General features: G+C 46.1%; 29 protein-coding genes and 1 pseudogene. 13 read left to right on the top strand and 17 right to left on the bottom strand.

Annotation, left to right across the window (positions count from 1 at the left end; genetic code table 11):
• Nucleotides 1–16: 16 nt before the first annotated feature.
• From CHI14_RS14955 to CHI14_RS14910, 10 genes and pseudogenes are all read left to right on the top strand, one after another.
• Nucleotides 17–508: pseudogene (locus tag CHI14_RS14955) on the top strand (GNAT family N-acetyltransferase); the annotation flags it as partial.
• Between the two features lie 117 nt (nucleotides 509–625).
• Nucleotides 626–1,057, top strand: a complete 432-nt coding sequence (locus CHI14_RS14950; protein ID WP_095289375.1) for an NUDIX domain-containing protein — start codon at nucleotides 626–628, stop codon at nucleotides 1,055–1,057.
• 17 nt (nucleotides 1,058–1,074) lie between these two features.
• The gene (locus CHI14_RS14945; protein WP_095289299.1) at nucleotides 1,075–1,944 is read left to right on the top strand and encodes an AraC family transcriptional regulator; all 870 of its coding nucleotides are present in this window, start codon (nucleotides 1,075–1,077) and stop codon (nucleotides 1,942–1,944) included.
• Nucleotides 1,945–2,040: 96 nt separating this feature from the next.
• Complete coding sequence (locus tag CHI14_RS14940) at nucleotides 2,041–2,562, top strand: ankyrin repeat domain-containing protein (protein ID WP_095289298.1); 522 nt, start codon at nucleotides 2,041–2,043, stop codon at nucleotides 2,560–2,562.
• Between the two features lie 204 nt (nucleotides 2,563–2,766).
• A complete protein-coding gene (locus CHI14_RS14935) occupies nucleotides 2,767–3,276 on the top strand; it encodes an RNA polymerase sigma factor (protein WP_249281121.1) in 510 nt (169 codons plus the stop codon).
• A gap of 2 nt (nucleotides 3,277–3,278) precedes the next feature.
• Entirely contained in the window at nucleotides 3,279–4,613 is a 1,335-nt protein-coding gene (locus CHI14_RS14930) for a DUF4179 domain-containing protein (RefSeq protein WP_170948145.1), read from the top strand.
• Between the two features lie 94 nt (nucleotides 4,614–4,707).
• Nucleotides 4,708–5,751: a S66 family peptidase gene (locus CHI14_RS14925; RefSeq protein WP_095289296.1), complete on the top strand. Its 1,044-nt coding sequence runs from the start codon at nucleotides 4,708–4,710 to the stop codon at nucleotides 5,749–5,751.
• Between the two features lie 64 nt (nucleotides 5,752–5,815).
• Nucleotides 5,816–6,121 carry a hypothetical protein gene (locus CHI14_RS14920; protein WP_095289295.1) on the top strand — a complete coding sequence of 102 codons (306 nt, stop codon included), beginning with the start codon at nucleotides 5,816–5,818 and terminating at the stop codon, nucleotides 6,119–6,121.
• A gap of 277 nt (nucleotides 6,122–6,398) precedes the next feature.
• Entirely contained in the window at nucleotides 6,399–7,160 is a 762-nt protein-coding gene (locus CHI14_RS14915; RefSeq protein ID WP_095289373.1) for a threonine/serine exporter family protein, read from the top strand.
• 18 nt (nucleotides 7,161–7,178) lie between these two features.
• The gene (locus CHI14_RS14910; RefSeq protein ID WP_095289294.1) at nucleotides 7,179–7,628 is read left to right on the top strand and encodes a threonine/serine exporter family protein; all 450 of its coding nucleotides are present in this window, start codon (nucleotides 7,179–7,181) and stop codon (nucleotides 7,626–7,628) included.
• 130 nt (nucleotides 7,629–7,758) lie between these two features.
• Here CHI14_RS14910 and CHI14_RS14905 read toward each other — a convergent pair whose 3' ends face one another.
• The 10 genes from CHI14_RS14905 to CHI14_RS14860 form a co-directional block, all read right to left on the bottom strand.
• A complete protein-coding gene (locus CHI14_RS14905; RefSeq protein ID WP_170948144.1) occupies nucleotides 7,759–8,304 on the bottom strand; it encodes a DUF2569 domain-containing protein in 546 nt (181 codons plus the stop codon).
• Between the two features lie 103 nt (nucleotides 8,305–8,407).
• Complete coding sequence (locus tag CHI14_RS14900; RefSeq protein WP_249281120.1) at nucleotides 8,408–10,258, bottom strand: transglycosylase domain-containing protein; 1,851 nt, start codon at nucleotides 10,256–10,258, stop codon at nucleotides 8,408–8,410.
• An 8-nt stretch (nucleotides 10,259–10,266) separates the two neighbouring features.
• A complete protein-coding gene (locus CHI14_RS14895) occupies nucleotides 10,267–10,989 on the bottom strand; it encodes a HAMP domain-containing protein (RefSeq protein ID WP_095289291.1) in 723 nt (240 codons plus the stop codon).
• Nucleotides 10,990–11,111: 122 nt separating this feature from the next.
• Nucleotides 11,112–12,248, bottom strand: a complete 1,137-nt coding sequence (locus CHI14_RS14890) for a sensor histidine kinase (RefSeq protein WP_095289290.1) — start codon at nucleotides 12,246–12,248, stop codon at nucleotides 11,112–11,114.
• Nucleotides 12,249–12,315: 67 nt separating this feature from the next.
• A complete protein-coding gene (locus CHI14_RS14885; RefSeq protein ID WP_170948143.1) occupies nucleotides 12,316–13,047 on the bottom strand; it encodes a response regulator transcription factor in 732 nt (243 codons plus the stop codon).
• Nucleotides 13,044–13,445 carry an aminoglycoside phosphotransferase family protein gene (locus tag CHI14_RS14880; RefSeq protein ID WP_249281119.1) on the bottom strand — a complete coding sequence of 134 codons (402 nt, stop codon included), beginning with the start codon at nucleotides 13,443–13,445 and terminating at the stop codon, nucleotides 13,044–13,046. The genes CHI14_RS14885 and CHI14_RS14880 overlap by 4 nt, the downstream gene beginning before the upstream one ends.
• A gap of 215 nt (nucleotides 13,446–13,660) precedes the next feature.
• Nucleotides 13,661–14,122 (bottom strand): DinB family protein, encoded by a 462-nt coding sequence (locus tag CHI14_RS14875; RefSeq protein WP_095289288.1) that lies wholly within the window; start codon nucleotides 14,120–14,122, stop codon nucleotides 13,661–13,663.
• Between the two features lie 184 nt (nucleotides 14,123–14,306).
• The gene (locus CHI14_RS14870; RefSeq protein WP_095289287.1) at nucleotides 14,307–15,248 is read right to left on the bottom strand and encodes a YwqG family protein; all 942 of its coding nucleotides are present in this window, start codon (nucleotides 15,246–15,248) and stop codon (nucleotides 14,307–14,309) included.
• A gap of 150 nt (nucleotides 15,249–15,398) precedes the next feature.
• The gene (locus CHI14_RS14865; RefSeq protein WP_095289286.1) at nucleotides 15,399–16,688 is read right to left on the bottom strand and encodes an ammonium transporter; all 1,290 of its coding nucleotides are present in this window, start codon (nucleotides 16,686–16,688) and stop codon (nucleotides 15,399–15,401) included.
• The gene (locus CHI14_RS14860) at nucleotides 16,685–17,104 is read right to left on the bottom strand and encodes a hypothetical protein (RefSeq protein ID WP_095289285.1); all 420 of its coding nucleotides are present in this window, start codon (nucleotides 17,102–17,104) and stop codon (nucleotides 16,685–16,687) included. The genes CHI14_RS14865 and CHI14_RS14860 overlap by 4 nt, the downstream gene beginning before the upstream one ends.
• 280 nt (nucleotides 17,105–17,384) lie before the next feature.
• On the opposite strand from CHI14_RS14860, the gene CHI14_RS14855 reads away from it, so the two are divergent.
• Complete coding sequence (locus tag CHI14_RS14855; protein ID WP_095289284.1) at nucleotides 17,385–17,876, top strand: DinB family protein; 492 nt, start codon at nucleotides 17,385–17,387, stop codon at nucleotides 17,874–17,876.
• Nucleotides 17,877–18,008: 132 nt separating this feature from the next.
• Here the strand turns inward: CHI14_RS14855 and CHI14_RS14850 are convergent, their stop codons facing one another.
• The gene (locus tag CHI14_RS14850; RefSeq protein WP_095289283.1) at nucleotides 18,009–18,515 is read right to left on the bottom strand and encodes a GNAT family N-acetyltransferase; all 507 of its coding nucleotides are present in this window, start codon (nucleotides 18,513–18,515) and stop codon (nucleotides 18,009–18,011) included.
• Nucleotides 18,516–18,653: 138 nt separating this feature from the next.
• Nucleotides 18,654–19,076 carry an Lrp/AsnC family transcriptional regulator gene (locus CHI14_RS14845; RefSeq protein WP_095289282.1) on the bottom strand — a complete coding sequence of 141 codons (423 nt, stop codon included), beginning with the start codon at nucleotides 19,074–19,076 and terminating at the stop codon, nucleotides 18,654–18,656.
• A 168-nt stretch (nucleotides 19,077–19,244) separates the two neighbouring features.
• Here CHI14_RS14845 and CHI14_RS14840 point away from each other — a divergent pair, with 168 nt between their 5' ends.
• The gene (locus tag CHI14_RS14840) at nucleotides 19,245–19,451 is read left to right on the top strand and encodes a DUF1272 domain-containing protein (RefSeq protein ID WP_095289281.1); all 207 of its coding nucleotides are present in this window, start codon (nucleotides 19,245–19,247) and stop codon (nucleotides 19,449–19,451) included.
• A 49-nt stretch (nucleotides 19,452–19,500) separates the two neighbouring features.
• On the opposite strand, the gene CHI14_RS14835 is transcribed toward CHI14_RS14840, so the two are convergent.
• Nucleotides 19,501–20,484 (bottom strand): alpha/beta fold hydrolase, encoded by a 984-nt coding sequence (locus CHI14_RS14835; protein WP_249281118.1) that lies wholly within the window; start codon nucleotides 20,482–20,484, stop codon nucleotides 19,501–19,503.
• 396 nt (nucleotides 20,485–20,880) lie between these two features.
• Here CHI14_RS14835 and CHI14_RS14830 point away from each other — a divergent pair, with 396 nt between their 5' ends.
• On the top strand, nucleotides 20,881–21,426 hold the full coding sequence (locus CHI14_RS14830; protein WP_095289280.1) for a GNAT family N-acetyltransferase: 546 nt from the start codon (nucleotides 20,881–20,883) through the stop codon (nucleotides 21,424–21,426).
• 51 nt (nucleotides 21,427–21,477) lie between these two features.
• Here CHI14_RS14830 and CHI14_RS14825 read toward each other — a convergent pair whose 3' ends face one another.
• The 4 genes from CHI14_RS14825 to CHI14_RS14810 all read right to left on the bottom strand — a co-directional run bounded on the left by CHI14_RS14825 (nucleotide 21,478) and on the right by CHI14_RS14810 (nucleotide 26,304).
• The gene (locus tag CHI14_RS14825) at nucleotides 21,478–22,383 is read right to left on the bottom strand and encodes a prenyltransferase/squalene oxidase repeat-containing protein (RefSeq protein ID WP_095289279.1); all 906 of its coding nucleotides are present in this window, start codon (nucleotides 22,381–22,383) and stop codon (nucleotides 21,478–21,480) included.
• 83 nt (nucleotides 22,384–22,466) lie between these two features.
• Nucleotides 22,467–23,972, bottom strand: coding sequence for an alpha/beta hydrolase family protein (locus CHI14_RS14820; protein ID WP_095289278.1), 1,506 nt, complete (start codon nucleotides 23,970–23,972; stop codon nucleotides 22,467–22,469).
• A gap of 408 nt (nucleotides 23,973–24,380) precedes the next feature.
• Nucleotides 24,381–25,604 (bottom strand): RNA polymerase sigma factor, encoded by a 1,224-nt coding sequence (locus CHI14_RS14815; RefSeq protein ID WP_095289277.1) that lies wholly within the window; start codon nucleotides 25,602–25,604, stop codon nucleotides 24,381–24,383.
• Nucleotides 25,605–25,833: 229 nt separating this feature from the next.
• Nucleotides 25,834–26,304: a GNAT family N-acetyltransferase gene (locus tag CHI14_RS14810; RefSeq protein ID WP_095289276.1), complete on the bottom strand. Its 471-nt coding sequence runs from the start codon at nucleotides 26,302–26,304 to the stop codon at nucleotides 25,834–25,836.
• Nucleotides 26,305–26,520 lie beyond the last annotated feature (216 nt).

Below are 26,520 nucleotides of genomic sequence, written 5' to 3'. Positions count from 1 at the left end.
AAGAGGTGTACGCAGCATGGCTCCACGTAACTTGAATGCTTTTCACGGCTCCAAAGTCCGGCTCGCTGCCCCATGCCCGGAAGATTGCATGCGTCTGGCACGTTACACGGACAATTACGAATATTTGCGCAACCTGGATACAGACATTGCGGTTCCGCTAACCCCGGACGAGACGGGTTCATCTGCTGTCCGAAGAGATAACGGTTTTGAATTTGCCCTGCGAACACTGGAGGACAATCGATTTATCGGATTTACCGCTCTTTACCGAATTGAATGGAACAATCGCTCGGCTCGTCTTGCCATTGGCATTGGTGAAGATAAGGACCGTGGTCAGGGATACGGAAGTGATGCACTAGCCCTGATTATTCGGTATGGCTTTCATGAACTGAATCTGAACCGGATTGCGCTGGAAGTGATTGAATACAATGAAGCCGCCAGACGCGCGTACTTAAAAGCCGGATTCCGGGAGGAAGGTCGGCAGCGCTCCGCTGTCTTGCGGGATGGAACCCATTATGACCTGATCTCCATGAGTATTCTGGCGGAGGAGTGGGCTGCCCGCACCGGACTTCCGCTGTCGTTTCAGTCCACGTCGCCGAAGCTGAAATCCGAATACTCTGCATCCACTATGCCGGTCGCAGCTGTCTCCGATCAACCTCGTATCGGTGTGGGGGCCGTTATTCTGAACGAACGTAATGAGGTGCTTCTCGTATGGCGGAATCGTCAGCCGGAGCAGTCCACGTGGAGCATTCCCGGGGGCAAAGTCGACCCTTACGAATCACTGGAAACGGCGGTCATTCGGGAGATCAAGGAAGAAGTGGATCTGGATATTACCATCGATCAATTGCTCTGCACCGCTGAGACCATTCGTCCAGAACGAGAAGAACATTGGATATCGGTCCTCTACTCGGCCCGGAATATCCGCGGCATCGCCCGGAACCTGGAAGAAGGCGGAGCGATTGGCGAGATCGGCTGGTTCCCGCTCCATGACCTGCCTTCCCCACTCGCCTGTTTTGCCGTACCTGGCCTAGAGGCAGCTAAGCGACTTTATATGGATTAGAATGGAGGTCATATAGGATGCCGGAAAACCTTGGAGCTCCTTCTACTCCTTCTCCCTTTATTTTGCATGAGACTAGGCCCCAATTCGACTGGAAAGGCTGCGGAGCTCTGTCGCTAAAAACGTTCCGTTACGGAAAAACACTCTATGAAGCAGGGCACGGGCACTTCTCGGTCGACGACGAACGTTACTTGCTTCTTAACGAGGGACAGGAATACAGTCTGCATATTGATTCGCCTGTACCCGTTGAATCATTCTGTATCTTTTTTCCTCCTGGCTTCATGGAGGAGATCCGCCGTAATGCTCTTAGCACTGACCGGCAGCTGTTGAATGAACCCCATGCCGCTACTTATTCTGGCTCAATGGAGTGGATAGAGCGTACATATCCTATGGCTAATCGGCTTGGTACAGCCCTAAATCGATTCAGATCATCATACATTATGGGTACGATTAACGGCTGGGGACTTGAAGAGCAGCTTCATCAGCTTGCCATTCATATGCTGGATTCACATCGTGAAGTCCGGTTTGAGATTGACGGACTTGATATGGCCAAGCCTTCTACCCGAGAAGAATTATATCGCAGAATATATATTGGTCATGAATACATACGCGCCTACTACAATCGGCCAATAACGTTAGCGGAGACGGCATCCATTGCGCATTTATCTGTTAATCATTTTCTCCGGAATTACAAAGAGCTGTTTGGCATCACGCCTCACCAGTATCTCACTGAGCTCAGACTTCAGGCAGCCAAGCGGCTTCTGCTGGATACGGGAAAATCAGTCACCGATGTGTGTTATGAAGTTGGCTTTGAGAGCCTTGGCTCGTTCAGTACTCTATTTTCCAAAAGATTTCACACATCTCCTTCCCAGCTTCGGGTAAAAAGGTGATTCTCAAGAAGAACCTCTAGGGAGTGTTCCCTATAATTGAACTATCTCACGAAAAGCCAATTGAAGTGAGTGATCTAAAAGAAGGAGGTCATTCGGTTGAATCAATCCGAAGCAATTCACGCATTATTTCAGGCAGCGCAACATGGTGATGCAGCGAAGCTGCAATCGGTTCTTGCTACCTTCCCTGAGCTGGCCAACACCGAGAATGGAGATGGGCTTACCCCACTGGGATATGCCTCGCATTATGGACAAGCAAATGCAGTTCGTACTCTCCTGGATCATGGAGCAGACGTAAATGCCATTTCTCATTCCAGGATCTCATTCATTCCTTCCAATACGGCACTGCATGCAGCGCTTGCAGGAGAGCGTTCTTCAGAGGTCATCCGTTTGTTGCTGGAACATGGAGCATCTTGCAGCATCCTTGACAGTGATGGACAGAATACCCTCCATTCTGCAGCATTTCATACGGATCAGGCTGAACTGATTCAACTGCTGCTACAGCACGGTGCGGACCCGAATGCTCTGAATGCAGCAGGTCAAACTGCACTGGACATCGCAACCGAACGTGGCAACACTTCTACCGCCTCATGTCTGCGAGAAGCAGCCGCAACCAAATAGTAATCCATCGCATGCAAAGTGAAACCAAACTTGAATAACCGTCAGGACTCTTGTTGAACTACAAAGAGACAGCCTGGCGGTTGTTTGCGATCTGATCCATATTGAACAGAATTGAGCAATGATCTACATATTTTTCTAAAAGCAAGAACCGATTGGCCCTTCAGACGGTCTAATACGAAACAGAGCCATGAAAGGAGGCGCCATGTGACCCCTACAGAGCTTACCGCTGCCGCACAAAAAGGGGATGCTGAGGCTTTTGCAGCCTTGATGGCAATGCATCAGAGCCGCCTGTATCGGATCGCTTATGCATACCTGCACAACGAGGGTGATGCCCTGGAAGCGATACAGGAGTCTACATACCGAGCATACCGCAAACTAAAAAAGCTAAAAGAGCCTTCATACTTCGGCACCTGGCTCATTCGTATCCTGCTCAATTACTGTGCAGACGAGCGCAAACGGAAGAACCGTTACAGCCCCGTCACGGAGATGCACGAACCAAGCAGCTGGGACCGGCCCGAAGACCCGGATCTCGCCGCAGCAGTATCTGCATTGGACCCGGATTGCAAGCAGATTATTATCCTGAGTTATTTCGAAGGATTCTCCTTGACGGAAACCGCAGAGATCCTCGACATTCCGGTTGGTACGGTCAAATCCCGACTTCACCGGACACTTGGACAGCTTCGTGCTCAGCTAGAAATGAAAGGAGATGCATGATCATGACCGATGAACAGAAGCAGTTTGAAGATTTGGAACAACGTCTGCATGGACGTAAAATGGAATACGATATGATCGCCGTCCCAGATGCAGCTGTGCTGCATTCCGTACAGACAGGAATACGTCAAGCTGCACGCAGGCGCAAATCGCGGGTACGCTGGTACATGAGCTCAATCTCGGCAGCGACCATCATCCTGCTGTTTACCGGATGTATCCGAGTCTCCCCCGCCTTTGCCTCCTTCGTGGAGCAATGGCCTGGCATGGAAGGAATCGTCAGCATGATTCGCCAGGATAAAGGGCTGCAGATGGCGATTGATCAATCCCTGCTGCAGAAAGTCGGTATTACCGACGAGCATGACGGCGCTTCCGTGACCATTGACGGTATTATTACTGACGAGTCACGCATGGTAATTTTTTATACGATGAAAGGCATGAAAGATCCGGAGAAGGGTGAGTATGATATCGACTTGCTTGATGAGAATGGCAAGAATCTTCCTGTTGCTTTTGGCTATTCTTCACCCAAACCCACTTCAGACGAAAATGTGTACGAGAATATGATTGATGTTGTCTTTACCAACGAGGCCACCCCTCCCGACGAGCTGAGTGTGGTGTTCAAAACCAGAGGTAAAGCGAATCCTGGAGAATGGAAGATCACCTTACCTGTAGACAAAAATTTAACCAAAGGCATGAAGAGAGTCCTGCCGGTGAATCAAACATTAACGGTAGATGGGCAGCGTATTGATGTCAAACAAGCTACGCTTTACCCTACTCGTCTCGTGCTTGATGTGGCATTCGATCCTAAAAATACGAAGAAGGTGTTTGGGCTCAGCGATCTTCAACTGGTTGATGAGCAAGGATGTGCATGGAGAACGGACACAACGATGGGTGAAGATGAGCAATCTATCTATTTCGAAAGCATGTACTTCTCCATTCCAAAAAAGCTGACTTTGCAGGGATCTGGTCATTCTGGTCTGAATAAAGATGAACTAAATCTCTCCCTTGATTTGGAGTCTGGGACTATTACAGGAGGTCCTCCAACCATGAAATTTATGGGAAGCCAGATTGCTGGAAAAGACCGGATTCTAATGTTCTCTGTACCTGACATGGAGGGCGGATTTGCTTTGGGCTTTACCGAGATTAAGGACGAAGCTGGCAAGACTTACAATGTGCCAACTTCAAGTTACCGCTCTGGGGATGGAGATTCTTCGGGGATTACAACTGTCCACTCTACTTTAGAAAACGGAGCAAAAATAAAAGGCCATCTACAAATGAAGCTGAGCACTTATCCAATGAAAATCAAAGCACCGTTCTCTCTCGAAATTCCATTAGATAACTAATTCTAAAATAGCAGCTGGAATAAATAGGGGTGTTCTATATAATGGAAATCATCTATCAAAAAAACAAAGATGAACAGAAACGGAGGCTTACACGATGAATACCCATTCCATCCGTTACCCCCAGCCGCTTGCTTCAGGAGACACCATTGGTGTAGCCGCACCTTCAAGTGGTGTGGATGAATCCCTGCATCATTATCTGAATGAGAGCAAACGCAATATGGAGCACCTTGGTTTTCACGTTCAGGAGAGCCGCTGGCTGCGGCAAAATATCAAATGTGTAAGCTCATCCAAAGAGAACCGTGCAGAAGAGATAAACACCTTTTTCCATGATCCAGCTATTAAGGCCATCATTCCACCTTGGGGCGGAGAATTTCTGATGGATATCCTGCCATTGCTGGATTGGGAAGCTCTACGGACATTACCGCCGAAATGGGTTCTGGGCTACTCGGATATCAGCACCTTTTTATTCGCCTATACCCTGCTCACGGGAACGGCTACAGCACATGGCACCAATTATGTGGACCTCAGATCGAACAAGCTCGACCCGGTGACTGCCCGCTGGATTGATGTATTACAGACGGGTCAGGGAGGACAGATTACGCAATCTTCCTCCACTCATTATCAATCGGCCTGGATACGGGAGTCACCCGGTTTCAATCTGGACACCCCTTCTCGCTGGAAACTTCTCGGTCAACCTGATGATGCGAACGCCTCTGTTATGTTCTCGGGACGACTCCTGGGCGGCTGTATGGATACGATCACCTGCCTAATCGGCACTCCTTATGCTCCGGTTGCAACGTATCTGGACCAGTATTGCGCAGATGAAGGCACCATCTGGTATTTGGAGAGCTGCGAGATGAATGCGGGGGATATTTATCGCCATCTGTGGCAGATGAGACAGGCCGGCTGGTTTGCGGGCGTAAAGGGCTTTTTGTTCGGCAGACCAGCAGGGTATTCGGATACCGGAGATTTCAATTTCACCGATGCCCTGTCCTCGGCACTGGGGGATCTGAATGTGCCTGTACTATACGATGTGGACCTCGGACACATCCCCCCGCAGATTACTTTTGTGAACGGAGCACTGGGCCATGTCAATGTTCAGGCTGGACGCGCGGCACTTCAGATGTCATTTGTGTAATCACCTTTTGTAGGCGGATGCATACCTTGAAGTAAGAACTTATTTCGAGGAAGGGTTGTGCACCATGTCTGAATCCACATCCACACCATCCGCACGCGTCGTCTATCAGGCCAATCAACCGATGCTCCAATCCGTGCAAAGTGTGCGGAATATGCTTCATCATACAGCCCGGCAGTATGTGGGCCAGAAAGTACAGGTCCAAAATATCGATGGTCAGGTATGGGAAGGCGTCATCATCAGTGCGGATCGGGGAATTCTGTATCTTCAGGTTACACCAATGCATGGATATCCGGAACCGCGCGCACTGTTTGGACCAACCATCCTGCCACTCGTGCTGTATGAGCTGCTGGTTATTACCCTGTTAATGTAGTCCATACAATGTGCAATAACGCAGTATTCAAAAGGCATCGCTCCTGTAACCTCCGGGGAATAGGAACGAGCCTTTTTGGTGCTTCTGCAAACGATTGAGCGAATGTATTAAAAATGTGTGTATGACTTTATCCCTCGTGCGGTATGTTTCCGTGTTCACGTGTGAAATATGATACAATGGTGTCGGCCCCAGGCCTTATCTCATAAGAAACGGAGCATGATCCCGCTTGGAATACAACTCTCTTGATCCCCTTCCCACGGTCCAGACCGAGAAGGAGATTTCGGAAAAGAATACGACTGAACAGTCCCGCGTGATTGCCATCTGCTTGTTGGCAGGCAAAATCATGCTGCAAAGCGGGGGCGAAACCTACCGTGTGGAAGATACGATGAAACGGATGGCTGCCGCCCTGGGACTCCCTCATTCACATAGCTATGTTGTACCGACAGGTATCTTTTTCTCGGTGGATGCTACCGAACCAGCCAAGCTGATTCGGATCTCCGAGCGCACCACAGATCTGGATAAGGTGTCCGAAGTGAACGCCGTCTCCCGCCGCATAGGCCAAGGGGAACTCTCCGTTCAGGAAGCCCATGATCTGCTGCTGCAGATTGAAGGTAAACCCTCTTCCTATTCTGCCCGGGTCAAACTGCTTGCCGCGGCACTTTCGAGCGGTTGTTTTACCATCATGTTCGGCGGAGGCTGGGATGACTTCCTGCCTGCTGTGATCTGCGGAGGAATCGGTTATGCTGCAGTTATTGTTTTCCACCGGCTGGTGCTGGTCAAGTTTTTCGCAGAGCTGAGCGCTTCTTTTGTTATTGGCTTGCTCGCCTTCTTACTTGTTGCTATCGGAGCTGGACATGAACGCGACAAAATCATTATCGGATCGGTCATGCCGCTCGTACCCGGACTCCTGATCACCAATGCTGTGCGTGACCTGATGGCTGGACATCTGGTATCCGGGTTATCCAAGGGAGCTGAGGCGTTCCTGACGGCGTTTGCCATTGGTACAGGCATTGCGGTAGTATTTTCACTTTTTACGTAAGACGGAGGTATGCAGGTTATGCTTCATTTTATAGAACAAGCCCTGACCAGCTTTGTCGCTTCAGCTGCGTTTGGCATCATATTCAATGCACCACGCCGCATGCTGCTTCATGGCGGCTTCGTCGGCATGATCGGCTGGATTATCTATGTCGTGCTGGAATATGCGGCAGATGCCGTTCCTGCCACACTTGCAGCTACCATCGCAGTTGGTGTGATCAGCCAAATGTTCTCCCGCCTGTTCCGGGCGCCGGTCATTATCTTCAGCGTCGCCGGCATTATTCCACTCGTCCCCGGTGGTCTCGCGTATAACGCCATGCGCAGCTTTGTACAGAATGACTACAGTGCGGCCATGGAGATGGCAGCCAAAGCACTAATGTTATCCGGAGCCATCGCTGTAGGACTTGTCCTCTCTGAAGTTCTCAACCAGATGATACGCCGGATGCCTGGCGTGCTAAGGGCCAAGTCATAATCGGTTCTCGAATTACAGTCGACTTATACATTAGACGGTCATAGAAAAGGCCCGCTACAGCAGGAAATAACCTGATTGTAACGGGCCTTTTAACATGTAATGTTTTGGGGTGATTGCTTGGTAAGAATGATTACTTTACGAATGTGTTTTTCACCCGGACCGACTTCAGAAAATATGGGATGAAGATACAGCATGTCAGTATCGATCTGATGGTTAAATTCCGTGCGGGAGCTGTATCGAACGCGTTCAGCGCTCCTGGAATCTCAGTCTGACCAATCATGATCCATGTCCCGATGGCAGCCAGCACGTTAGCCAAGTACAGCATGATCATCATGCGCGGAAACTGCCATTTTTTCATATACAGCAGGACCAGATTCACAATAACGATGATCAGAAGAACGACGTTACTTATGACTCCGTACCATAATAACGGGTTCATGACACGATGGTACAGGTCCAGATCCGCTTCACTGAACATTCCCTGATCGGCCGGACTCATGATAACAGAAACCTGGGACAGATCCACAACCAGTAACAGCAGCGATGCAATTAAGCTAATCTGAATTAGAATAAGCCAGCCGCCCAATCCGGATATTCCAGGCAGCTCCACCCTTGTCTCTGGTTCAGCAAACAATTGTCTTGTATCAACCTCGGTGTTACGTTCTTGATCTCCCATTGCATCCTCCCTCCAAACCGTTAAAACGTACATTATACCTTATAATCCATATTTTATGTTGTAAATCAGGAAAGAAAAGACAACAGGTTGGATCTATTCGGCTCTACCGACCTGCACGGTTCATTACGGATGCGAACAAATCTGCCGCCGCACCACTGCTCGAACGCATGTAATGTTCTGCATCGGTGTGGTCAAATCCCATCCAGACAGCTGCAGTCCACTTGCTCGTGTAACCGACGAACCACAGGTCCCGATTACCCTTACTGCCGATCCCAGGTACAGCCGCCTGTGTCGTTCCCGTTTTCCCTGCCACCTTATACCGGCTCAGCTGGGCCCGGCTGCCTGTTCCCTGGCTAACCACATGTTGCAGCATCATGGTCATTGTATTAGCGGTATTGGATGTAATCACCTGCTTGTTCTCGGGTCGATACGCGTAAATGATTCGCCCATTCGTGTCCCTAATCTCTCGAATTAGATGTGCTGTATTGAATCTGCCATCATTCGCAAACACGGAATAGGCCTGGGCCATTTTCAGCGGCGATACTCCTTTATGTACACCTCCAAGCGCAATGGAGAGGTTGAAATCTTCCTGATCCAGTTCAATCCCCAGCCTGCTTGCAAACTCATGCGCCTGCTTCAGCCCCGTCTGATTCAGAAGCCATACCGCTGGTGCATTAATGGACTTCTGGAGTGCCAATGACATCGTGACAGAACCTCTATACTGTCCTCCCAGATTGCTTGGTCGATAACTGCCATACGATGTGCGTTTGTCAGGCAGCATGCTCTCCGGTTTATAATGACCCGATTCCAGAGCCGGGCCGTACGCAATAATCGGCTTAAATGCCGAACCAGGCTGTCTCGCGTCGGTGATTGCCCGGTTCACGCCACCTGTCACCGGGTTTCTCCCACCCATCATCGCTTTCACTTCACCATTATGCTGATCAACAATAACCATACTCGCCTGTACCTGTTCATCTTCCCGATCATCGCTAAACCGTGAGGGGTCACGGAATGCTTCCTCCATGACAAGCTGTGCCTGGCTGTCGAGTCCGGTGTGAATGGTCCATCCTGCGGATTGAATGTCCGTTTCACGTTTGTCTGTGATACGAGCAGCTTCCTGCATCACTGTATCCACCGCAGATATATAATCCGGCATAGGTTGATCTGCTGCAGCAGACACAGATGCTGCTTCGGGTGGCGTATAGTCCACGCGGCGGGCTTCCTGCATTTGTTCTTTGGTAATCAGACCTTGTTCGTGCATGAGAGTAAGGATAACGGAACGCCTGTGCTTGGATCGCTCATAATCATCCACCGGATTATAGATGGAAGGCCCCTTGGGAATACCCGCGAGCGTAGCGATCTGCCATAGCTCAAGCTGATGCAGATCTTCATGGCCGAAGTAACGCCTTGCAGCGGCTTTTACTCCGTACTGCTGACGCCCCATATAAATATGATTAAGATACATCTCCAGCAGTTCATCCTTGTTAAATCTCTTCTCCAGTGAAATGGCTATCGACATTTCGTTCACTTTCCGTACCAGCGTTTTCTCTCCACTCAAGTACAGATTTCTGGCCAACTGCTGCGTAATGGAGCTGCCTCCCTGACTCCAATCCATGTGTGCGATATCCTGCACAATAGCCCGGCTAATACCGATATAATCGATCCCTTCATGCTGATAAAAACGGCGGTCTTCCGTAGCCAAAAATGCCTGTATCAACAGCTCCGGCATGTCTTCGAGATCCGTATATTCTGCAAATCCGCTCGACTGCGTACGGAATCTGGCAATTTCAGCTCCAGTCGAGTCGGTAATAACGGTCGAAGAAGCTTTAGCTATAACCTCGGGATGATTGCGCACCATTGCCTCACCGTATAAAGACATATAGAGACAAACCATCAATAACATAACAACAACGACTACTACTGCATCAAAAATATGATAAATTCCCTTCTTCATTTTCTTTCTCAATATCCCTGCTCCTTGCCTTCCTGCTCTTCTATGGAAGCATGTTCCCGTGATCCCAGGTGACCGGACTCAAGTGTATGCTGTAAAAGTAATGTCTGTTCATAGGCAAGCCTTACCCAATGCTCTATCTCGGCTTCGTCTCGGCAGTGTCCTTTCAGGATTTCCTCCAGAGCAGAACGAACACCATACAGTGTCAGTTTGATCGGCAAATCGGCTTGCGCGGAACCTCGCTGCACTTCATCTCTTTTCATCTTTTCATCGGCATGATTATCGAGACCTGGAGTATATTCAGTCAGTGAAGCGAAATCTTCACGTCCATTCAACTGTCCCTTTTGCATGCAAAGCGCGATCTCATTCAGGTTGGCTGCAATCTGCCGGAGCTCACCTCGATTCAACACCTCAATCGGGGCGGGGATCTGCCCCGCAGCCATCTCCTGTGTTCCCATGGTAATTCGGTTCATATCGTCTGAAATTTTCTGGGATCGAATCCAAAAGAACAGAGCAAATAAGCCTCCTCCGATGAATATCAAGAAGGGCCTTGTTCCGACATGGTTGATTCCCCAGTGGACCATACGAGTCACCCCAGTGGCCTCAGACAAGATGTGATGATAAGCGAAACGTGACATGCGATAAACGACAAACAGGAGCATGGCGCTAAGCAGCGCACTTGCTCCACAGATGTATATGTATCTTAATCTGACTGTACGTAATGAACTTCTCATATTCGGTCTCCTCCTCCATTTATGCAGATCCTTGTGGATGAGGTTAAGCTTACCGAATACTTCTTAATAAGGAAGTGGTTAACTTCTTATCATTTTCTTAATATATGCTGCTTCTGTTACCTTCACTGATCCTCTGAATCATGATGAACAGAGGAAAGAGCCAGCGGGAAGCGGGTCACAAAATCGGTTCTGCCATTCTCACTGAATGCGGCGATACGGCCATGATGCAGCTCAATCATGGATTTGGCAATAGCCAGGCCAAGCCCCGTGCCTCCCGTTTCACGCGAGCGGGATTTGTCGACCCGGTAGAACCTTTCGAATAAATGAGGCAGATCCTGAGCCGGGATAGATTCTCCATAATTACTGATACGGACCACTGCTTCTCCCTCATCAAGGAATAATGCAATTTCAACAACTTTCCCTTGTGCTCCATACCGGATTGCATTGCTGAACAAGTTCTCGTAGGCCCGGACAAGCTCTCCCGGAGCGGCCATAATCCAGAGCGGCTCTTGACCGCCAGTGATCTTGTACGTCATGCCTGCCTCTTCCAGCATGGGAGCAAATTCCTCAGCCAGCTGCATCAGGAACGGATTCAGATTAAGCGGTGTCAGAGACAGGGGAAGGCTTCCACCGCTAACACGTGTATACTCGAATAAATCATCAATCAATTTCCTTAAGGTTAAGGATTTCTCATATGCAATGCTGACATAATAACGCATTTCAATCTCGTCCTGGTACCGATCCTTCTCGATGTACTCCAGGAAACCAAGAATGGAGGTCAGCGGCGTTCTGAGATCATGAGAGATACCCGTGATCAGGTCATTTTTGGCAGCTACCGCACTTCGCTCTTCCTGCAGCGATTGCTGCAATTGCTCGGCCATCTGATTGATGCTGGCAGCAACAACGCCGAATTCATCCGATGTCTTCACCTCGATCCGGTGTGACAGCTCCCCTTTGGCTACCTCCTGAATACCGTCAGTAATCTCGTCCAGAACCAGCATTATCCTGCGCGTGAACAGGAAAAAGAACAGCACAAAAGCTAGCACGCCGATCATAATCATCAGTGGAACAGAACCAATATGGATAATGAGCCACCGGATTCCTCTGGCCGGAATGGAGTAATCGGGATATACCTGGGCTGCCAGAATGGATTGCACAACCTTGCTGCCGCCATACAGAATAGCTGCCGTCAAAATCCCACTCAGCAGAAAGGCATAGATAAACTTCCATCGGACTGTATTAATTAATTTTGAATTCATCTACAAGACTCCCTGCTCATGTGCTTCAACTGTCAGGCAACGTAGCGATATAATCCCAGCATTCGTGTTACGGTTTAATCATTTTGTAACCAACGCCCCATACAGTTTGAATAAACTTCGGATGTTTACTGTCGACTTCAATTTTCTCGCGAATCTTCCGGATATGTACCATCACCGTATTATTTGATTCCATAAATTCTTCTTTCCATACCTGTCTGTAAATCTGCTCCATGCTTAATACAGAGCCTTGATGACGTGCGAGCAGTTCCAGGACGGCAAATTCTCGCGGGGTCAGACGAACAGGCTGCTCGTCTACCCAGACCTCATGTGTATCCGTATTGATGACCAGATCATCGATGACCCATTCATGCTCCTTGTGTTCCCGTCCTTCATTGAACGTATAGTACCTGCGAAGCTGGGATTTGGCCCGGGCAACAAGTTCGAGGGGATTAAACGGCTTGGTCACATAATCGTCCGCACCAATGCTTAGTCCCGTTATCTTGTCGATATCCATACTCTTGGCGGACAGCATGATAATGGGCATCTTCTGCTCTTCCCTGATCTTCATGCACGCCTCGATTCCGTCCATATTCGGCATCATGACATCCAGAATAATCAGATCGATCTGTTCTTTCTTCAGTTGTTCCAGTGCTTCGAGTCCGTCACTTGCCGTCAAAACTCTGTAACCTTCATTGCCGAAATAAATCTCCATCAGTTTAATAATTTCCTGCTCGTCATCCACAAGCAGAATGGTAGCTGGCTGTGCCACGGCATTATTCCTTTCGATTCCATGAATCATTGATTCTTCAAATTATACCACCGGGGAACGAATCTGCGAAAATCATCATGATCTTCCCGGACACGCTCAATCTTGTCCATCATGTCATTCGTTTCTTCCGGCTTCACCTGCTGAATCCATACGACAGAAGATACAAGCGCCATTGCTGTGTATAGGGAATATAATCTCCAAAATTGCTCGTCAGGCTCGTTACCGTCAAAATAACTCTGGATCTGTCCAATGGAATAGGGAATGCTCGTCTCGGATGCAAACAGGCCCAGCTTCAGAAATTCATGAACCGGATCACCTTGATCAAAGCGGTTGAAATCAATGACTCCTGCCAGCTTATCATCCTTGATGACAAGGTTGCCCGGATGAAAGTCATCATGCTGGAATCCATCTGGCCCACAAGGGCTCAACCACTGTTGCCTGATGCAAATGAGGAATGTTCTGAAGCATGTCTTGTAACGTCTGATATGTAAGATACCGTTTCAACCTATGATCCTCCGCTATTAACGTATAAGTAGTATCGTCCGTCTATTGCTCCTTCAACCTGTTGCAGGACCGGACTCGCAAGCTTCTATGTATTGTATCAGAACGACCTGTTTCAGGCAGCACCATAACCTCTATGTATCTAATTATTCAAACAATACGCCTTGGACTCTCTTCCCGTCAGGGTCAGCATCGTATATAGTTGCCCTCTATGATGATACACATGTCCCATAATCTCAAGCAGCCATTCCAGACGACTATAGGATGCTCCCCAGTAGGAATCGGTCACCTTCAGCAGTTCCTCTGTATTAAATTGCCTGTACCGTTGATACAAATACATCTGATTCTCAATAAGAGCCTGCTTGATCTCGCTTAACGTACGGGGTTGATTCTCTTCATAAAACGCAGCCATTTCCTCTTCCGAGGCACCTTCAGATATGTACACTCCTGCACGACAGATCATCGACAAATGAGAGAGCAGCTCACCAACCGGTGGTTTCCCCTCAATCGGAGTCAAAGTCAGATCCTGTTCGGACAGCTCATCACAGATATCAATCAATGATGTTACTGCCACATCAATATGTTTGAATGCAGATTGAATCACCGATATCACTTCCTTTTCATCCCATTATACAGAACATATGATCGTATTTCAATCAGAAATACACCCCTATATATATAAACAAGCTACCTACCAAAACCAACATTCACGAACAAAAAAAGTCCCTCCTCCATCATATAGACGGAATTAGGGACGTTTTGTTGCTTCTATACATTTAATCTGGATTTTAACTTGAGTATAACGAACAATAGGTTTGATCGAATCTTCCGGCAAACAGATCAGATTTACGAATGAAAAATTGCAGTTCTCCGCAATCCCACCACTGGAAACCAATGGCGTCATGGGTATCTATCTTAAGAAGCAGCAACGTATCCTCCAGTTCCTGTCGTGTGCGTTCCGGATCTCCGCCATAATGGACGGTCAGCTTGTTCTCGCATTTCTCTTCATCATACTCGTATTCTTCACCAAGTACGATCTGTAACAGGGCTTGATGCTCTGCATCCGGGTGCTGGCCGTCAGGGTAACCGAACATTCCGCCCCAATTCTGGGTACTCGGATGATTCCAGTCCGATTCGAATTCAAGATACCGCTCATACAGCCCCCCTTCCGGGTCTGCCACTTCACTCTCGCCCGTCTGCTGTACGGATAGTGCATTCAGTCCCTGGGCATCAACATAAGCATATGTAGGAAACTCCAAATTAGGCAGTACCGTAACGGCATGTGCAGCAAATTCGGTCTCCAGCGCGGTAACGCCTTCGGGCTCACGCCTAGTCAAGTTATGCGAATCCGGCTCATAGATCACATGATGTTCAATATTGTAGGCGGGCTCATCCACTCCAATAAAAAAGTAGAGCATTCCCCGTTCAGGCAAACTCACGCGTCCATCATTCGGGGTATATGGAAGCAAGTCCACAAGATTCAGCTGGGCAAGGAAAGTCATCGGCACACCATCCTGTGTCAGCGGCCACTGGATATGCTCAGGGAGGTCCGGATTGCCGCCCACACGTGAATTGCCCGTTCGGCGATATTCATCGAGTGTCGATACATCCAGCCGGATTCCCCAGCGACTTGAGGATACCAATAGATCAGCGGCAGTGCCCAATCCGTACTCCTCCAGCGTTTTGCGAGCTTTTCTAGTCAGACGTTCACATTGTTCGGGTTTAATCATTCAGATCCTCTCCTTCAGCCAATACATCTATGGTGAGACATATTCACGTTCACACCTGTATATTCTTCCGGCACGAGTTCTTTCCCTGCTTAAAGTTAAAAAAAGAGACCCGCAGAACGATCTGCAGGTCTCCTTACATATCTAACCTTGTTAACGAATCTGCTCGGACGAATCACGCTGGAAAGCCCGAATGTGCTCTTCTCCATCGAGAAACTCATGAGCCTGATGCGCAGCCATCACGCCATGGTAGCTAATATCCAGTCCCAGATCTTCCTCTTCTTCCGTGGAACGAACAGGTACCATTTTGCCAATGAGCTTCAGACCGAACCAGGTCATGACAAAGCCCCAAATGACAAGCGCCGCGAGTCCCAGTGCCTGAACACCGAGCAGCTTCCAGCCACCGCCCATGAATAACCCGCCATCTGTCGCGAACAGCCCTACAGCAATCGTACCCCACATCCCGGATGCCGCATGGACAGGGAAAGCACCAACCGGATCATCAATCCGGCGACATTCAAGCCAATTGGTTGCTGCCATCATGAGCAGGCCGGATACCGCACCGATAAAGATCGCTGCTGCATCACCTACAAATGCACAGCCTGCCGTAATCCCCACCAGACCGGCAAGAGATCCATTAATGACCGACGGAGCATCTGAACGTTTGAAGCGGAACAGCGTGTATAACATCGTAACCGCTCCACCCGATGCAGCGGATAACATGGTGACAATCGCAATATGACCAATTCTTGCATCCGTGGCGCTCAGCGTGCTGCCTGCGTTGAAGCCGAACCAGCCAAACCACAACAGAAATGCACCTACGGACGCAAGCGGAAGATTGCTGGGAAGAGCAATTGCACTCACGCCATGGGGCGTGTATTTGCCTTTGCGCGGACCAATAATGATCGCTGCAGCCAAGGCCGAGAATCCGCCCAGGGCATGAATGACAGCCGATCCGGCAAAATCCTGCATGCCCAGCTCGCTGAGCCAACCACCGCCCCATGCCCAGTGACCGCCAACCGGGTATATTATAGCCGTCATCAAAATGATATACAGGAGATAGGCCCGGAAGTTAATCCGTTCTGCTACCGCACCTGATACGATGGAAATAACGGCGATGGTGAACGCGGCCTGGAACAGCCAGAACGTTTCAAGCGATACAGGCACCTCGATATGAGACAGATCGCCATTCAGGAAGAATCCCGTAACTCCAACAAAACCTCCGGCATCAGAGCCGTACATCAATCCGAATCCAACAGCATAAAACAGTAATGTGCCTATCGTAATGTCGGCAAAAACCTTCATAATAATGTTCACACTATTTTTATAACGGACAAACCCGGCCTCCAAGAGGGCAAACCCACCCTCCATCAATAAAATCATGGCCGCACTCAGTACTACCCAGACCGTATCGATCCCGGAGCTTAACGTCTCCAAAGTCATGCTTGTACATCCTCCGTTTCACTAAGCTGTCTGATCTCGCGGATCATATCGGGCGGAAGCTCAATCTCGCCTTTCTCCTTGATGTGAGGGTGCTCGATTTGCTCCATAATCCGATCCAGTTCACGAATATGACGGCGGATCTGTTCCATCTTACGAAAGCGCTCCTTCACCTGCACCATATATTCGACGGCCTGATGATGGGAGGCAGGACGGCCTGCGAACCATTTCCGTACTGTCGACATGGATTGATAGGCGACTTCCTCCGCACGCTTCTTTTGTTCAAATTGTTCAATTTTATGTTTGAGGGTTCCAATCTCATTTTCTTTTTTGACCTTCAGCTGCTCGATAAGGTACAATAAATCGGACGATGATATTTGCAATGCTGTATGGTGGTACACCTCGTCGATTACTAACATATCATGTCAGGACTCCTTACATATCAAGTTACTTGTTACCGATTATAGTTTGCCGCGGTCTACTCGTCAATCTTTTTTTGGAGTCCGTTTATTTGGATGAGAAGTCGTTCTTCGCAGACGGCTTTATTTTTGTTTATATCATTACGCATAACAACATCAATTCGGCATCATTCGTATTTCCCGCTTCGATTCTCTATGCTATAGATCAAACAACCGCATTTTAGTACTGGACCATTATAAACTGACATCTAGAACCCATGTATAAGGAGAGGATTGCAACATGTTAACTCGCAATGACGATATTCGGCATCAAATCTGGCAGACCGTCTCGGAGCTGGACGAAGAACAATTGAACCGGAAACCTGCACCGGAGCAATGGAGTGTTATGCAGGTACTCCGTCACTTGAACCTGATGGAGTGCATCATCGTGAAGCAAGCTGAGCTTGCTCTGCAGAAGGAACAGAATGTGACCGTGGATAAAAAACCCTACGAACTTTCACTGGACCGAAGCCGTTCCGTTGATGCTCCACCCCATCTGCAGCCTCCCGCAGAGCCGGAATCCCTCGCTGACGTTCGCCGGGATCTGGAACAATCCCATCAGGCATTGACTGATTTCGCCCAAAGCAATGACTCCTCCCTGCTGCGCAGCAAGTCTTTCCCTCATCCTGTATTTGGGGAAATGGACCTTGCCCAGTGGGTTGATTTTGCAAGCTATCATGAAGAACGCCATCTTGGGCAGATCAAGGATATCAAGCAGGCGCTCGGATTCTAGGGGCTCTCCGTATCCACAATAAAAACGTAAAAAACCTCCAAAGCACGTCATCGTGCATTGGAGGTTTTTTAGTTCAAGTATTTATTATTAATTAACATACTGATCATGGCTTATGGCCTGACAGCAGATCAATTACATTATTTTTTTGCCCAAAATCGCCAAATCCCGGTTCACACCGTCCAGTACAGCCACTTCCGGATAGTAGCCCCATTGCTCAAAACCATGCTTGCGCAGCAAACCAAGACTTGGTTCATTATGCCCGAAGACAAAGCCTAGAATCGTTGTAATTCCCAGCGCAGGACAAGCAGCAAAAATCGTATTTAACAAACGTCCACCGGCCCCGATTCCCCGGCATTGCTCATCAACGTACACACTCACTTCCACCGTACCGTTATAGGCTGGCCGCCCGTAAAATGAACTCAGACTGGCCCAGGCCACAACTTGTCCTTCAAGTCTCATCACCCAGAGCGGACGACGGTCCGGTGAATGCTCCTCAAACCAAGGAACGCGCTGCTCAACCGTAACAGGCTCGAGGTCTGCTGTCACCATCCTGCTCTCAATCGTGGAATTATAAATCTCCACAATCCTCGGCAAATCCTCAAGACGCGCATATTCAATCTGCACACTATCCAGCTTCATGTCTACTCCTCCATCATTCCAGATCGAACTCTAGTATGACGAATATTATAACGGAGAAGGCAAGCAGACGTCATCCCCCAAACATTCCTATGAAAAGGCAAGGGAATACCATACCATGAACGGTGTACTCCATTGCATTTAGTTGATTGCTTTACTCTCCACAGGTGAAGAAAGTCTAATCAAGGTCGATGGCTGTCCAAATGCCATGGAAGCATCTATAAATCTCTCTAGAGATTGAACAGAATCCGTCAAAACCTTGATTAAATAGTTGTACGATCCAGCCAGCCGATGACACTCGATCACACTTGAATGATCTTTGCAAAACGCTGTGAACTGTTCACACTTTGTATTGTTATAGAGGATAAACGCTGTGATAGGTTTATCTATTTTGTCGGGATTAATGATTGCTTTATAACCAGCGATAATCCCTTTCTCTTCAAGCTTCTTAACCCTCTCATTTACTGCAGGGGTGGATAACCCTACTTTTTTCCCTAATTCCGTAAAGGAACACCGGGCATTTTCCTGCAAGTGTAATAGTATGTCTCGATCAATCTCATCCATGGTTATAACTCCTCATTAAGAATTTTAAGTAAAACGCTATTTTTTCAATTCAAAAGAAAGTCATTCTATAAAATTACAATCAAATCATTATGTAAGGAGAGCAACGTATTTATTAAAATTAAATCATTAGAACGTTTCAAAAAAATAAAATTATAGGAGGTCTTTACCTTGTCTTTAGAAATGAGAAATACATGTGAGAAATGCAAAAGCAGGCTCCATGCTGATTCTTTAGCGTATATTTGTACGCATGAATGTACTTTTTGCCATGAGTGTACTGTGGAAATGAATTATGTATGCCCTAATTGTAAAGGAGAACTCGTAAAAAGGCCAAGAGGTGAAACTTCAATGAGCTGTCCCCTATCACCTGTTAAATGAACAAAAGCAGTCGATCATTGATCGGCTGCCTTTTTTTGTTGAGCTCTCCTTATTCCCTATCCTCAATATCATTTATGAATTTCGAGACAGCTTCGCTTATCTCCTTGGAGTGGGTCCAATGAAGGTAATGATGACCTTGCAAAGGGATGATTGTACTCGCAGGATGATCCGTAAGTTGGGTTTGTAAAAAAGTAAATAAAGATTTACCATCTCCCCTCACCCTGTCATCTTCTCTGTTAAAAAACAACACAGGCATATCTGATGGAAATGACATATGAGCTGTTTTTTTCATATTATCACCCAATTCATTGGTCTCTTGAATGACATTTTTGTTGTAACCATTCCATGCTGTAATGGCTTTGGTCATTGCTAGATTCTTGTCCGAATAAGTACCCTCACTCGCAAGAGGAAGATAATTACGAGCATCCAGGGAGATGGCGAGCCTAGCTAATCCAGCGGGTGCCACATATCTCATATAACCTGGCATGGATGGGGGTCTTTCATTGAAGTAATCGAGAGCTGCTGGCCACGCTGCGTCTATGCCTACAACCGCCTTAACCTCTTCAGGATATTCATGAGCATAGTACATGCTATAAATTCCGGAAACAGAATGCGGCATTAATATATATGGCCCTGGGATATTCAATTGCTGCAGTGCACTTCTCAGTTCCCCAACGATGTGTTCCACCGTTCTATTCTCATCGGTCAGATCACTCCAGCCATATCCGAATGGCTCTATCACGACAACTTTGTTATGTGTGGACATTTCATTAATTAAAGGTTCAAAATCCAGCACAGGCGAAGCTGTTCCCAGGCCGCTTAATAATACAATGGTGTTTGGTCCATTCCCTTTTGTGTAGACATGCATCCGTCCGTTCTCCACTTGGATATACTTTCCTAATGCCGGGTATTTATCTCTTTCTACCAGCTTCATGATGTGATGAAAGCAAATCCAGATGAGTACAACGGTCAGCATGAACACAAGCATTCTCTTGAAGATGGTTAGAATCTTTCTCTTCTTTTTGACAGTCACTTCACACTTGGCTCCCCTCCATATTTTTTTCGTCGTCAAAATGCCTTTTTCATTCCTCCATCTGTTATTGATGTTTTACCTTGAAAACGATCATAACCCTCTAGGTTAAAGGTGAAGTACGGACCAGTTTAAGTTAAGTTTAAATTTTTGGTTTTTTTCATCTTTCTTGATAGTGGATGGTCAGTGGTGTATTGCAATTTGAGTGTTGTTGCTTGCCTACAGGAAATGTTCATGTACTTCCATCTGTTAAAAGAAGCCAACCTGTCATGATGACGGGTTGGCTTCGCTTCTTGAATGCCTCTTTTCGTAAAAATTGTTGCAGTTAATTATAACAATGAGCAATTTACTTTTTATGGTATGATATAAATCAAAACATCATAAAAGGAAGTGTGTAATTTGGATAATGAGAGGACAATCATTATTTCTCCATTAAATGATGACTTAATAGAGGATATCCATAAGACAAATGATTCTTTTAACATATATGGTAGAGTTGTTCCCAGTTTACAATCAGGAAGATGGTCTTATACTGAAGAACTTTATGATGAAACGAGAGAAACACGTTTTCCAGATGACCAACTTGATTGGAGCCATTATATAAACCGAGAGGATCAAGCTTTGTTTTTAGCATATATGAATAATACTTGCATAGGACAAATTAGAATCATTAAGGATTGGAACCGCTTTTGTTATATTGAAAACATTGCTACTAAAAAGGATTATAGAGGCAGTGGCGTCGGAAAGCTGCTCTTACATAAAGCAGAAGAGTGGGCCAAACAAAGAAAACTGATCGGAATGTCCTTGGAAGCACAAGATGATAATCTTGGTGCATGCCGATTTTATGTGAAACAAGGATTCATACTAGGTGGAGCTGACACACTGAAGCAGTCATATAATCCTAATATTGAAACCACTTTATACTGGTATAAGTTATTCAAGTAACGGGGTATAAATCTGTATTCATATCACTTCATAATGGAAACGTCCTGCCTATCAGCTGTGTTTCGACATCTGCTCAATAACTCGATCCAACTGGCTGGTCAGATAAGGCGATACATCGCCTATTCTGGATAATTCTTCCAGCAAGGGAAAAGTGTCTCCATTCCATGGCCCTTGTGGATCAAAAACCTGTCTGCCGATTCGCATATTGCCTTCTCTTATAAAGGGTTTCAATCGTTCCAATCCCTCAATAATCAACTCATCCGGAAGGGCTTTGTTCCTGCGCCTTGACCATTCTACCAAGTAAGACATTCCCCGCAATATATCATATTCAAAAAATCTCGGGAAGCAGGGTTTCAGCCAGTCTGTATTAATGATGTTCCCATCATGTTTAGAACATACAAGACGATGCTCTATTAAATAGCGTGCACCTTCATCTAGAAACACGGCTTCCTGTTCCGTAAAATCGCGGTTTGTATGCCATAAGATAGCCTCTATAGGCGGAAGGGTAGAAACAATAGAACTTTTATGGGAATGAACATAAGCATCAGGATCACAGTTCAATCCACCATCAGGTAACTGATATTTCAATAGCCATTCTCGAATCCAGGGAAGTTCATGATCCAAATCACAGCCATAAGCTTGGAGAATCATATAGTACACCGCAAGTTCACAATGACAGCAATCCATCTTCATTTTATCACTTTCACTTGTTGGATGATCATTGGGGGATATGATGAACGTCTGCCAGACTTGCGTTTCCAGCCAACTTTTCGCCTGGACAATAGCAGATTCGGGGATTTTGTCCACTTCTCCCATTTCGTGAAGTGCTGCCATATGCCACCAGGCCCCATTCCATTTGTGACGGCTGTATTCGCTGCTGAACTTTAGGTTCGGGGAAGATTCCAAGAATCTGATCGATTCATCGATAGCTAAACAGATTGATTGATTTTTTTCCATCCAACCTCGCTCCTTTTCATAACTGATTTCACGCTTAATTAAGACAGGCTCTCTTGCATTTTCACTCTGCCAACTACCGTAATTTATAACAGTGAGTTTACGAAATTCACCTCTGGAAAGAAGCTATTCGGTCCTTTCATTAAGGTTCCATTTTGATGTTTTAGATATAAATCGAAGAAATCCAGCATGTAGGCATTGATAGCGAAATTAGCTCTTTGGGGCGCAATCTTTCCTGTAATGCCCAGCAGGTTGAAAATCGGAGAAATGAACTGTACATCGGTAAAATTCAAGTGTTCCGTATTTTCGATATAAAGGATTTGCCCCCCTTCATCGGACGCTAGTCGCATCCGTTCAAGCTCTAACTTTTTGTCTTCCGTTACTTGATCCTCCCACTCTCTTGTTGAACCCATACGTTTAAGCTCTTCATCCGTATAGACCCGGTTTTCCATCACCATTTTTAATTTTTCGAAATAACTTTCCGAGTTGATAAACAAAAACGGCTTTTGCAGACCCTCTCTGTCACTCAAACGATAAAGCCCTCCATCCAGGTCTATTCCGACCGCGATTCGCGGATCGTATGAAGCGTCATAAGCCGTCGCTCCGCCGATGGAATGACCGAACACCCCGATATGACCAAGATCCAACCTTCCCTTTAGATTACTTGGGATCTGTCCCGATTGGATAAGCTCGAATTGGTCCAGCGTAAAGATTACATCGTTAGTTAACACTTCCCCCAACTTGTCGCGAATGCCTCTGCTCTCCCTGTAATCCTGGTCCGGCGAAAATAAGTCGTTGGTTGTGTCGGTTGTGATTCGACCGTCTGGAAACTCGGTTGCAAATGTATTATAGGTGTGGTCAATCACTGCCACGATATATCCGTGACTCGCGAGATGTTCAGCTTGCGTCGTGTGGAGGAACCTCGAAGAGCCAAAACCGGGACTTGCAAGGATCAATGGGTATGCTTTCTGTTTCGAAGAGACTTTGGCCTCCATATAAGCATGATTGGATACATACTGAAGGTGTTGAAACGTAAACCCGGGAAGGCCATAATTCCCAGCCATATAAGGTAAAATCTCCGTATCAGGGATAAAGGGAGCGTAATGGCCAGTGCCAGCCTGAGCCGGATACCATACCTGAACCATCAATTCCCTTTTACCTTTCGCGGTTTTCCCAAACGTCTCCTCGCGGCTTGAATCAATAAAATGGAAAGCTTGCGTGCCAACTTTCAACTCACCGGTGGGCACCGGAAGGTCGAAGACGGGAAACACGTAGAGGAGGCCCCCTGTTGCAATTAGCCCTATCCCGATAAAAAGCCTACCGAGTACCTTTCGCATTCGTGAGACATTCGGAACGACTTTCGGCTTGATGAACATGCCAATAAGTGAAATGAAAAACATCAGGATTATGAATCCGTATAGAAATAATAGTTGAATCCTGTATCCTTCGACAAGCAAGTGTACCACTACAAAAATGAAGCTTGCCCCGCTAGTCACGAGCAGGGTTGATTTTCGAATACGTTGATTATTGACGAACAGGAGCACCAACAAGCAAACACTTAAAAAGAAAAGCAGCATTTCTAAAAGCCTCACTCCAACTCCCCCTTAAAAATAATCCTATATGTGGATTAGTCTAAAGGAGCAGCTATGTGACTACCATTGATTTGAATGACAATTGCCTTACACACTTGTAAGAATCTTCAACATATTTCCCAGTTCTGTGATATGTACCAAAGGAATAGCGCTTATCATTGCTCATGCAACTGTGTATTCCTATTTTTTCAATATTCATAGATACTTCTCCTTTAATAGGCTATACTAACCTGCCCGTTAATTGAAAAATAAAAGCAGCCGATCACTGATCAGCTGCTTTCTTGGTTTTATTATGCTATCGTTTCCCGTTAGTTTAATGAATCGGAACAATGAAAATTAGTAAAATACCTTTCCAGTCAATTTAAAATTCCCGGTTCAACACCCGGGCAACATACACTTTTGTATGAGTTACTTACTTATAAAATTAACCATCTTCTGATGCAATTCCTTCTCGGAACATTGAAAGATACCATTAGAATCCTGAGGGTTACGGATCAATTTGTTTAAATGGTCTATTCCATATTGTTGAACAACAAACTTCACGAATAGGTACGAGAACTGAAAACCTTTCATCGTATCGAAATCCCAGGTATCATTATCTAATTGTTCGAATGTTGGGATCGCTAAATGTTGAATAGCCTCTTTCGTTGTACCCTCAATATAATCTTGAGTCATCAGTTTGGCTTCATATCCACCAATCCCCTGCCTTATCCATTTTGGGGCCTTCGGGTTGATTTCGCTTATTAGCCACATGGTGAACAAATGAACTGTTCCTTTGAGAATGGATTGATAGGTATGCTCCGGCCCTGGATTTAATGGAGATACAATCTTAAGAATACTTCCTTCATAGGTACCCATGAACCAATTCGGAGCATCTGCTTCTCCGACCGCTTGGTGAAACGATGGCAAATCAGGATATACTTCAATAGTTACCTTTCGTGATGGATGATAATTGTACTTTAATGAGATTCGTTCAATATGATCACTTAGTTCATTGAACAGATCATGGTGTACCTTATTGAGCCGGTTATTTAAACCCTCGTTTTCACCCTTATTAACAATCGAAATTAAATCTTGAATAGACATGATCGTAACTCCTCCCCATTCTTTCAGTTCCTTTTTAAGTTTTTCCAGAGCCCTGTAGAGTCTGTTTTTTACTGCACTTTCACGCATCCCTACGATCTTAGAAATTTCAAGTAATGTGCAGTCCACAAAAAAGCGTAGTGCAATGATTTCTTGGTCCTTTTCATCTAGCTTTTTTAGCGCAACTCCAATGTCAATTTGAAAATCAACAAACTTCGTAAATTCAAGGGGGATCGACTGTGATTCATATCCCGTAAAATCAAACGGAGATTCTTTCTTTCGCGATAACCTTCGATATTCGTTTTTCACTGTATTCTGAGCAATCTTGAATATCCAAGTGAATAAATTTGATTTACCTTGAAATCGGTGAAGATTCTCGGCAGCTTTTAAAAAAACCTGTTGAGTCAAATCATCTGCAACCATCGGATTCAATTTCAACGAAAAATACTTGCAGATTCTTTGACGATACAGCTCATAAGTGCTTTCAAAGTTGGTGATACTTTCCTGTTTATCCGGATAAATAGGATTTGTGTCATGAGCTCCTGACATGGTAAGAACCTCCTCTTGATTTACATTGAATTAGACACCAGAGACAGTCAGAAGGCCACGTAAAAGTAAAAAAATATGTATTCAACTTTTCAGGCTTGTGGTTTGCTCAACTACTTACTTACAGAACTGGGCAGACATAAATTTTAGTTAAACAAAAAGAATGTAAAAATGGAGCAGAGCCAAGCAGCAAACTGCTCCAAGATGATGTTGATTGAACAAACGTTTCCCGTTAGTTCAATGACTTCTTTAAATCAACTCTCGTATAAGCTTTCTCATATGTTATCCCATCTTTATTTTGAAATAGAGCTGTTCTTGAGTATGGTTCAGTAATTCTTTTATATCCAAGATTGGTAATTAGCTTTATCATTTTCGGATTCTCAAACGGGTCAACACTAACGAATATTTCAAAATAGCCGAGTTTCCTTGCAAGTTTTTCATGCTCTCTAATTAAACCAGATCCAATACCAAGGCCACGATAATTTTCATTTACATATAAGTCACTCAATTTGTGCAATAAGTTACTATTAAGTTTTAGGAGACCGAACCCCAAAATAGTTGTTTTATTCATTTCAGCAACAAGGAGATACATTTCCTTTTTTTCTTGTTGGTTCAAATACGTTGTAAATAAATCCTTGTTATTTCTCACATCAAGTAAAACTCTGATATCTTCTTTCTCTGCTAAGCGTATGCCGTATTCCATAGCCACCTACCTCCCTAATATTCCAGACTCTCACCGGGAGTATAACTCCTACATAGTACCATAATAGAACTAACCTGCCCGTTAGTTGAATAAAGCCAGCCGGTTAAAGTAATCGGCTGGCTTTATATTCATGATTGAACTATCTTTCGTTTAGCATAACATCTTTAATAAAATTGTATATTTCCGAACCGCCGATCCGAGTCATTCACTGGATTA

It is taken from the genome of Paenibacillus sp. 7516 (assembly GCF_002272715.1).
GTDB lineage: Bacteria > Bacillota > Bacilli > Paenibacillales > Paenibacillaceae > Paenibacillus > Paenibacillus illinoisensis_A.
Note: the sequence above shows the minus strand (reverse complement) of the source record. Positions and strands in the feature narration are given on the sequence as shown.

Coding starts and splice junctions, on each gene's coding strand:
- CHI14_RS14865 (WP_095289286.1), bottom strand. CDS start 16,688: ATGACTTTGGAGACGTTAAGCTCCGGGATCGATACGGTCTGGGTAGTA.
- CHI14_RS14925 (WP_095289296.1), top strand. CDS start 4,708: ATGAATACCCATTCCATCCGTTACCCCCAGCCGCTTGCTTCAGGAGAC.
- CHI14_RS14825 (WP_095289279.1), bottom strand. CDS start 22,383: ATGGAAAAAAATCAATCAATCTGTTTAGCTATCGATGAATCGATCAGA.
- CHI14_RS14810 (WP_095289276.1), bottom strand. CDS start 26,304: ATGGAATACGGCATACGCTTAGCAGAGAAAGAAGATATCAGAGTTTTA.
- CHI14_RS14950 (WP_095289375.1), top strand. CDS start 626: ATGCCGGTCGCAGCTGTCTCCGATCAACCTCGTATCGGTGTGGGGGCC.
- CHI14_RS14850 (WP_095289283.1), bottom strand. CDS start 18,515: ATGAAGCTGGATAGTGTGCAGATTGAATATGCGCGTCTTGAGGATTTG.
- CHI14_RS14890 (WP_095289290.1), bottom strand. CDS start 12,248: ATGAATTCAAAATTAATTAATACAGTCCGATGGAAGTTTATCTATGCC.
- CHI14_RS14845 (WP_095289282.1), bottom strand. CDS start 19,076: ATGGATGAGATTGATCGAGACATACTATTACACTTGCAGGAAAATGCC.
- CHI14_RS14920 (WP_095289295.1), top strand. CDS start 5,816: ATGTCTGAATCCACATCCACACCATCCGCACGCGTCGTCTATCAGGCC.
- CHI14_RS14885 (WP_170948143.1), bottom strand. CDS start 13,047: ATGATTCATGGAATCGAAAGGAATAATGCCGTGGCACAGCCAGCTACC.
- CHI14_RS14870 (WP_095289287.1), bottom strand. CDS start 15,248: ATGATTAAACCCGAACAATGTGAACGTCTGACTAGAAAAGCTCGCAAA.
- CHI14_RS14910 (WP_095289294.1), top strand. CDS start 7,179: ATGCTTCATTTTATAGAACAAGCCCTGACCAGCTTTGTCGCTTCAGCT.
- CHI14_RS14895 (WP_095289291.1), bottom strand. CDS start 10,989: ATGAGAAGTTCATTACGTACAGTCAGATTAAGATACATATACATCTGT.
- CHI14_RS14815 (WP_095289277.1), bottom strand. CDS start 25,604: ATGTCAGGAGCTCATGACACAAATCCTATTTATCCGGATAAACAGGAA.
- CHI14_RS14855 (WP_095289284.1), top strand. CDS start 17,385: ATGTTAACTCGCAATGACGATATTCGGCATCAAATCTGGCAGACCGTC.
- CHI14_RS14930 (WP_170948145.1), top strand. CDS start 3,279: ATGACCGATGAACAGAAGCAGTTTGAAGATTTGGAACAACGTCTGCAT.
- CHI14_RS14900 (WP_249281120.1), bottom strand. CDS start 10,258: ATGAAGAAGGGAATTTATCATATTTTTGATGCAGTAGTAGTCGTTGTT.
- CHI14_RS14905 (WP_170948144.1), bottom strand. CDS start 8,304: ATGGGAGATCAAGAACGTAACACCGAGGTTGATACAAGACAATTGTTT.
- CHI14_RS14860 (WP_095289285.1), bottom strand. CDS start 17,104: ATGTTAGTAATCGACGAGGTGTACCACCATACAGCATTGCAAATATCA.
- CHI14_RS14945 (WP_095289299.1), top strand. CDS start 1,075: ATGCCGGAAAACCTTGGAGCTCCTTCTACTCCTTCTCCCTTTATTTTG.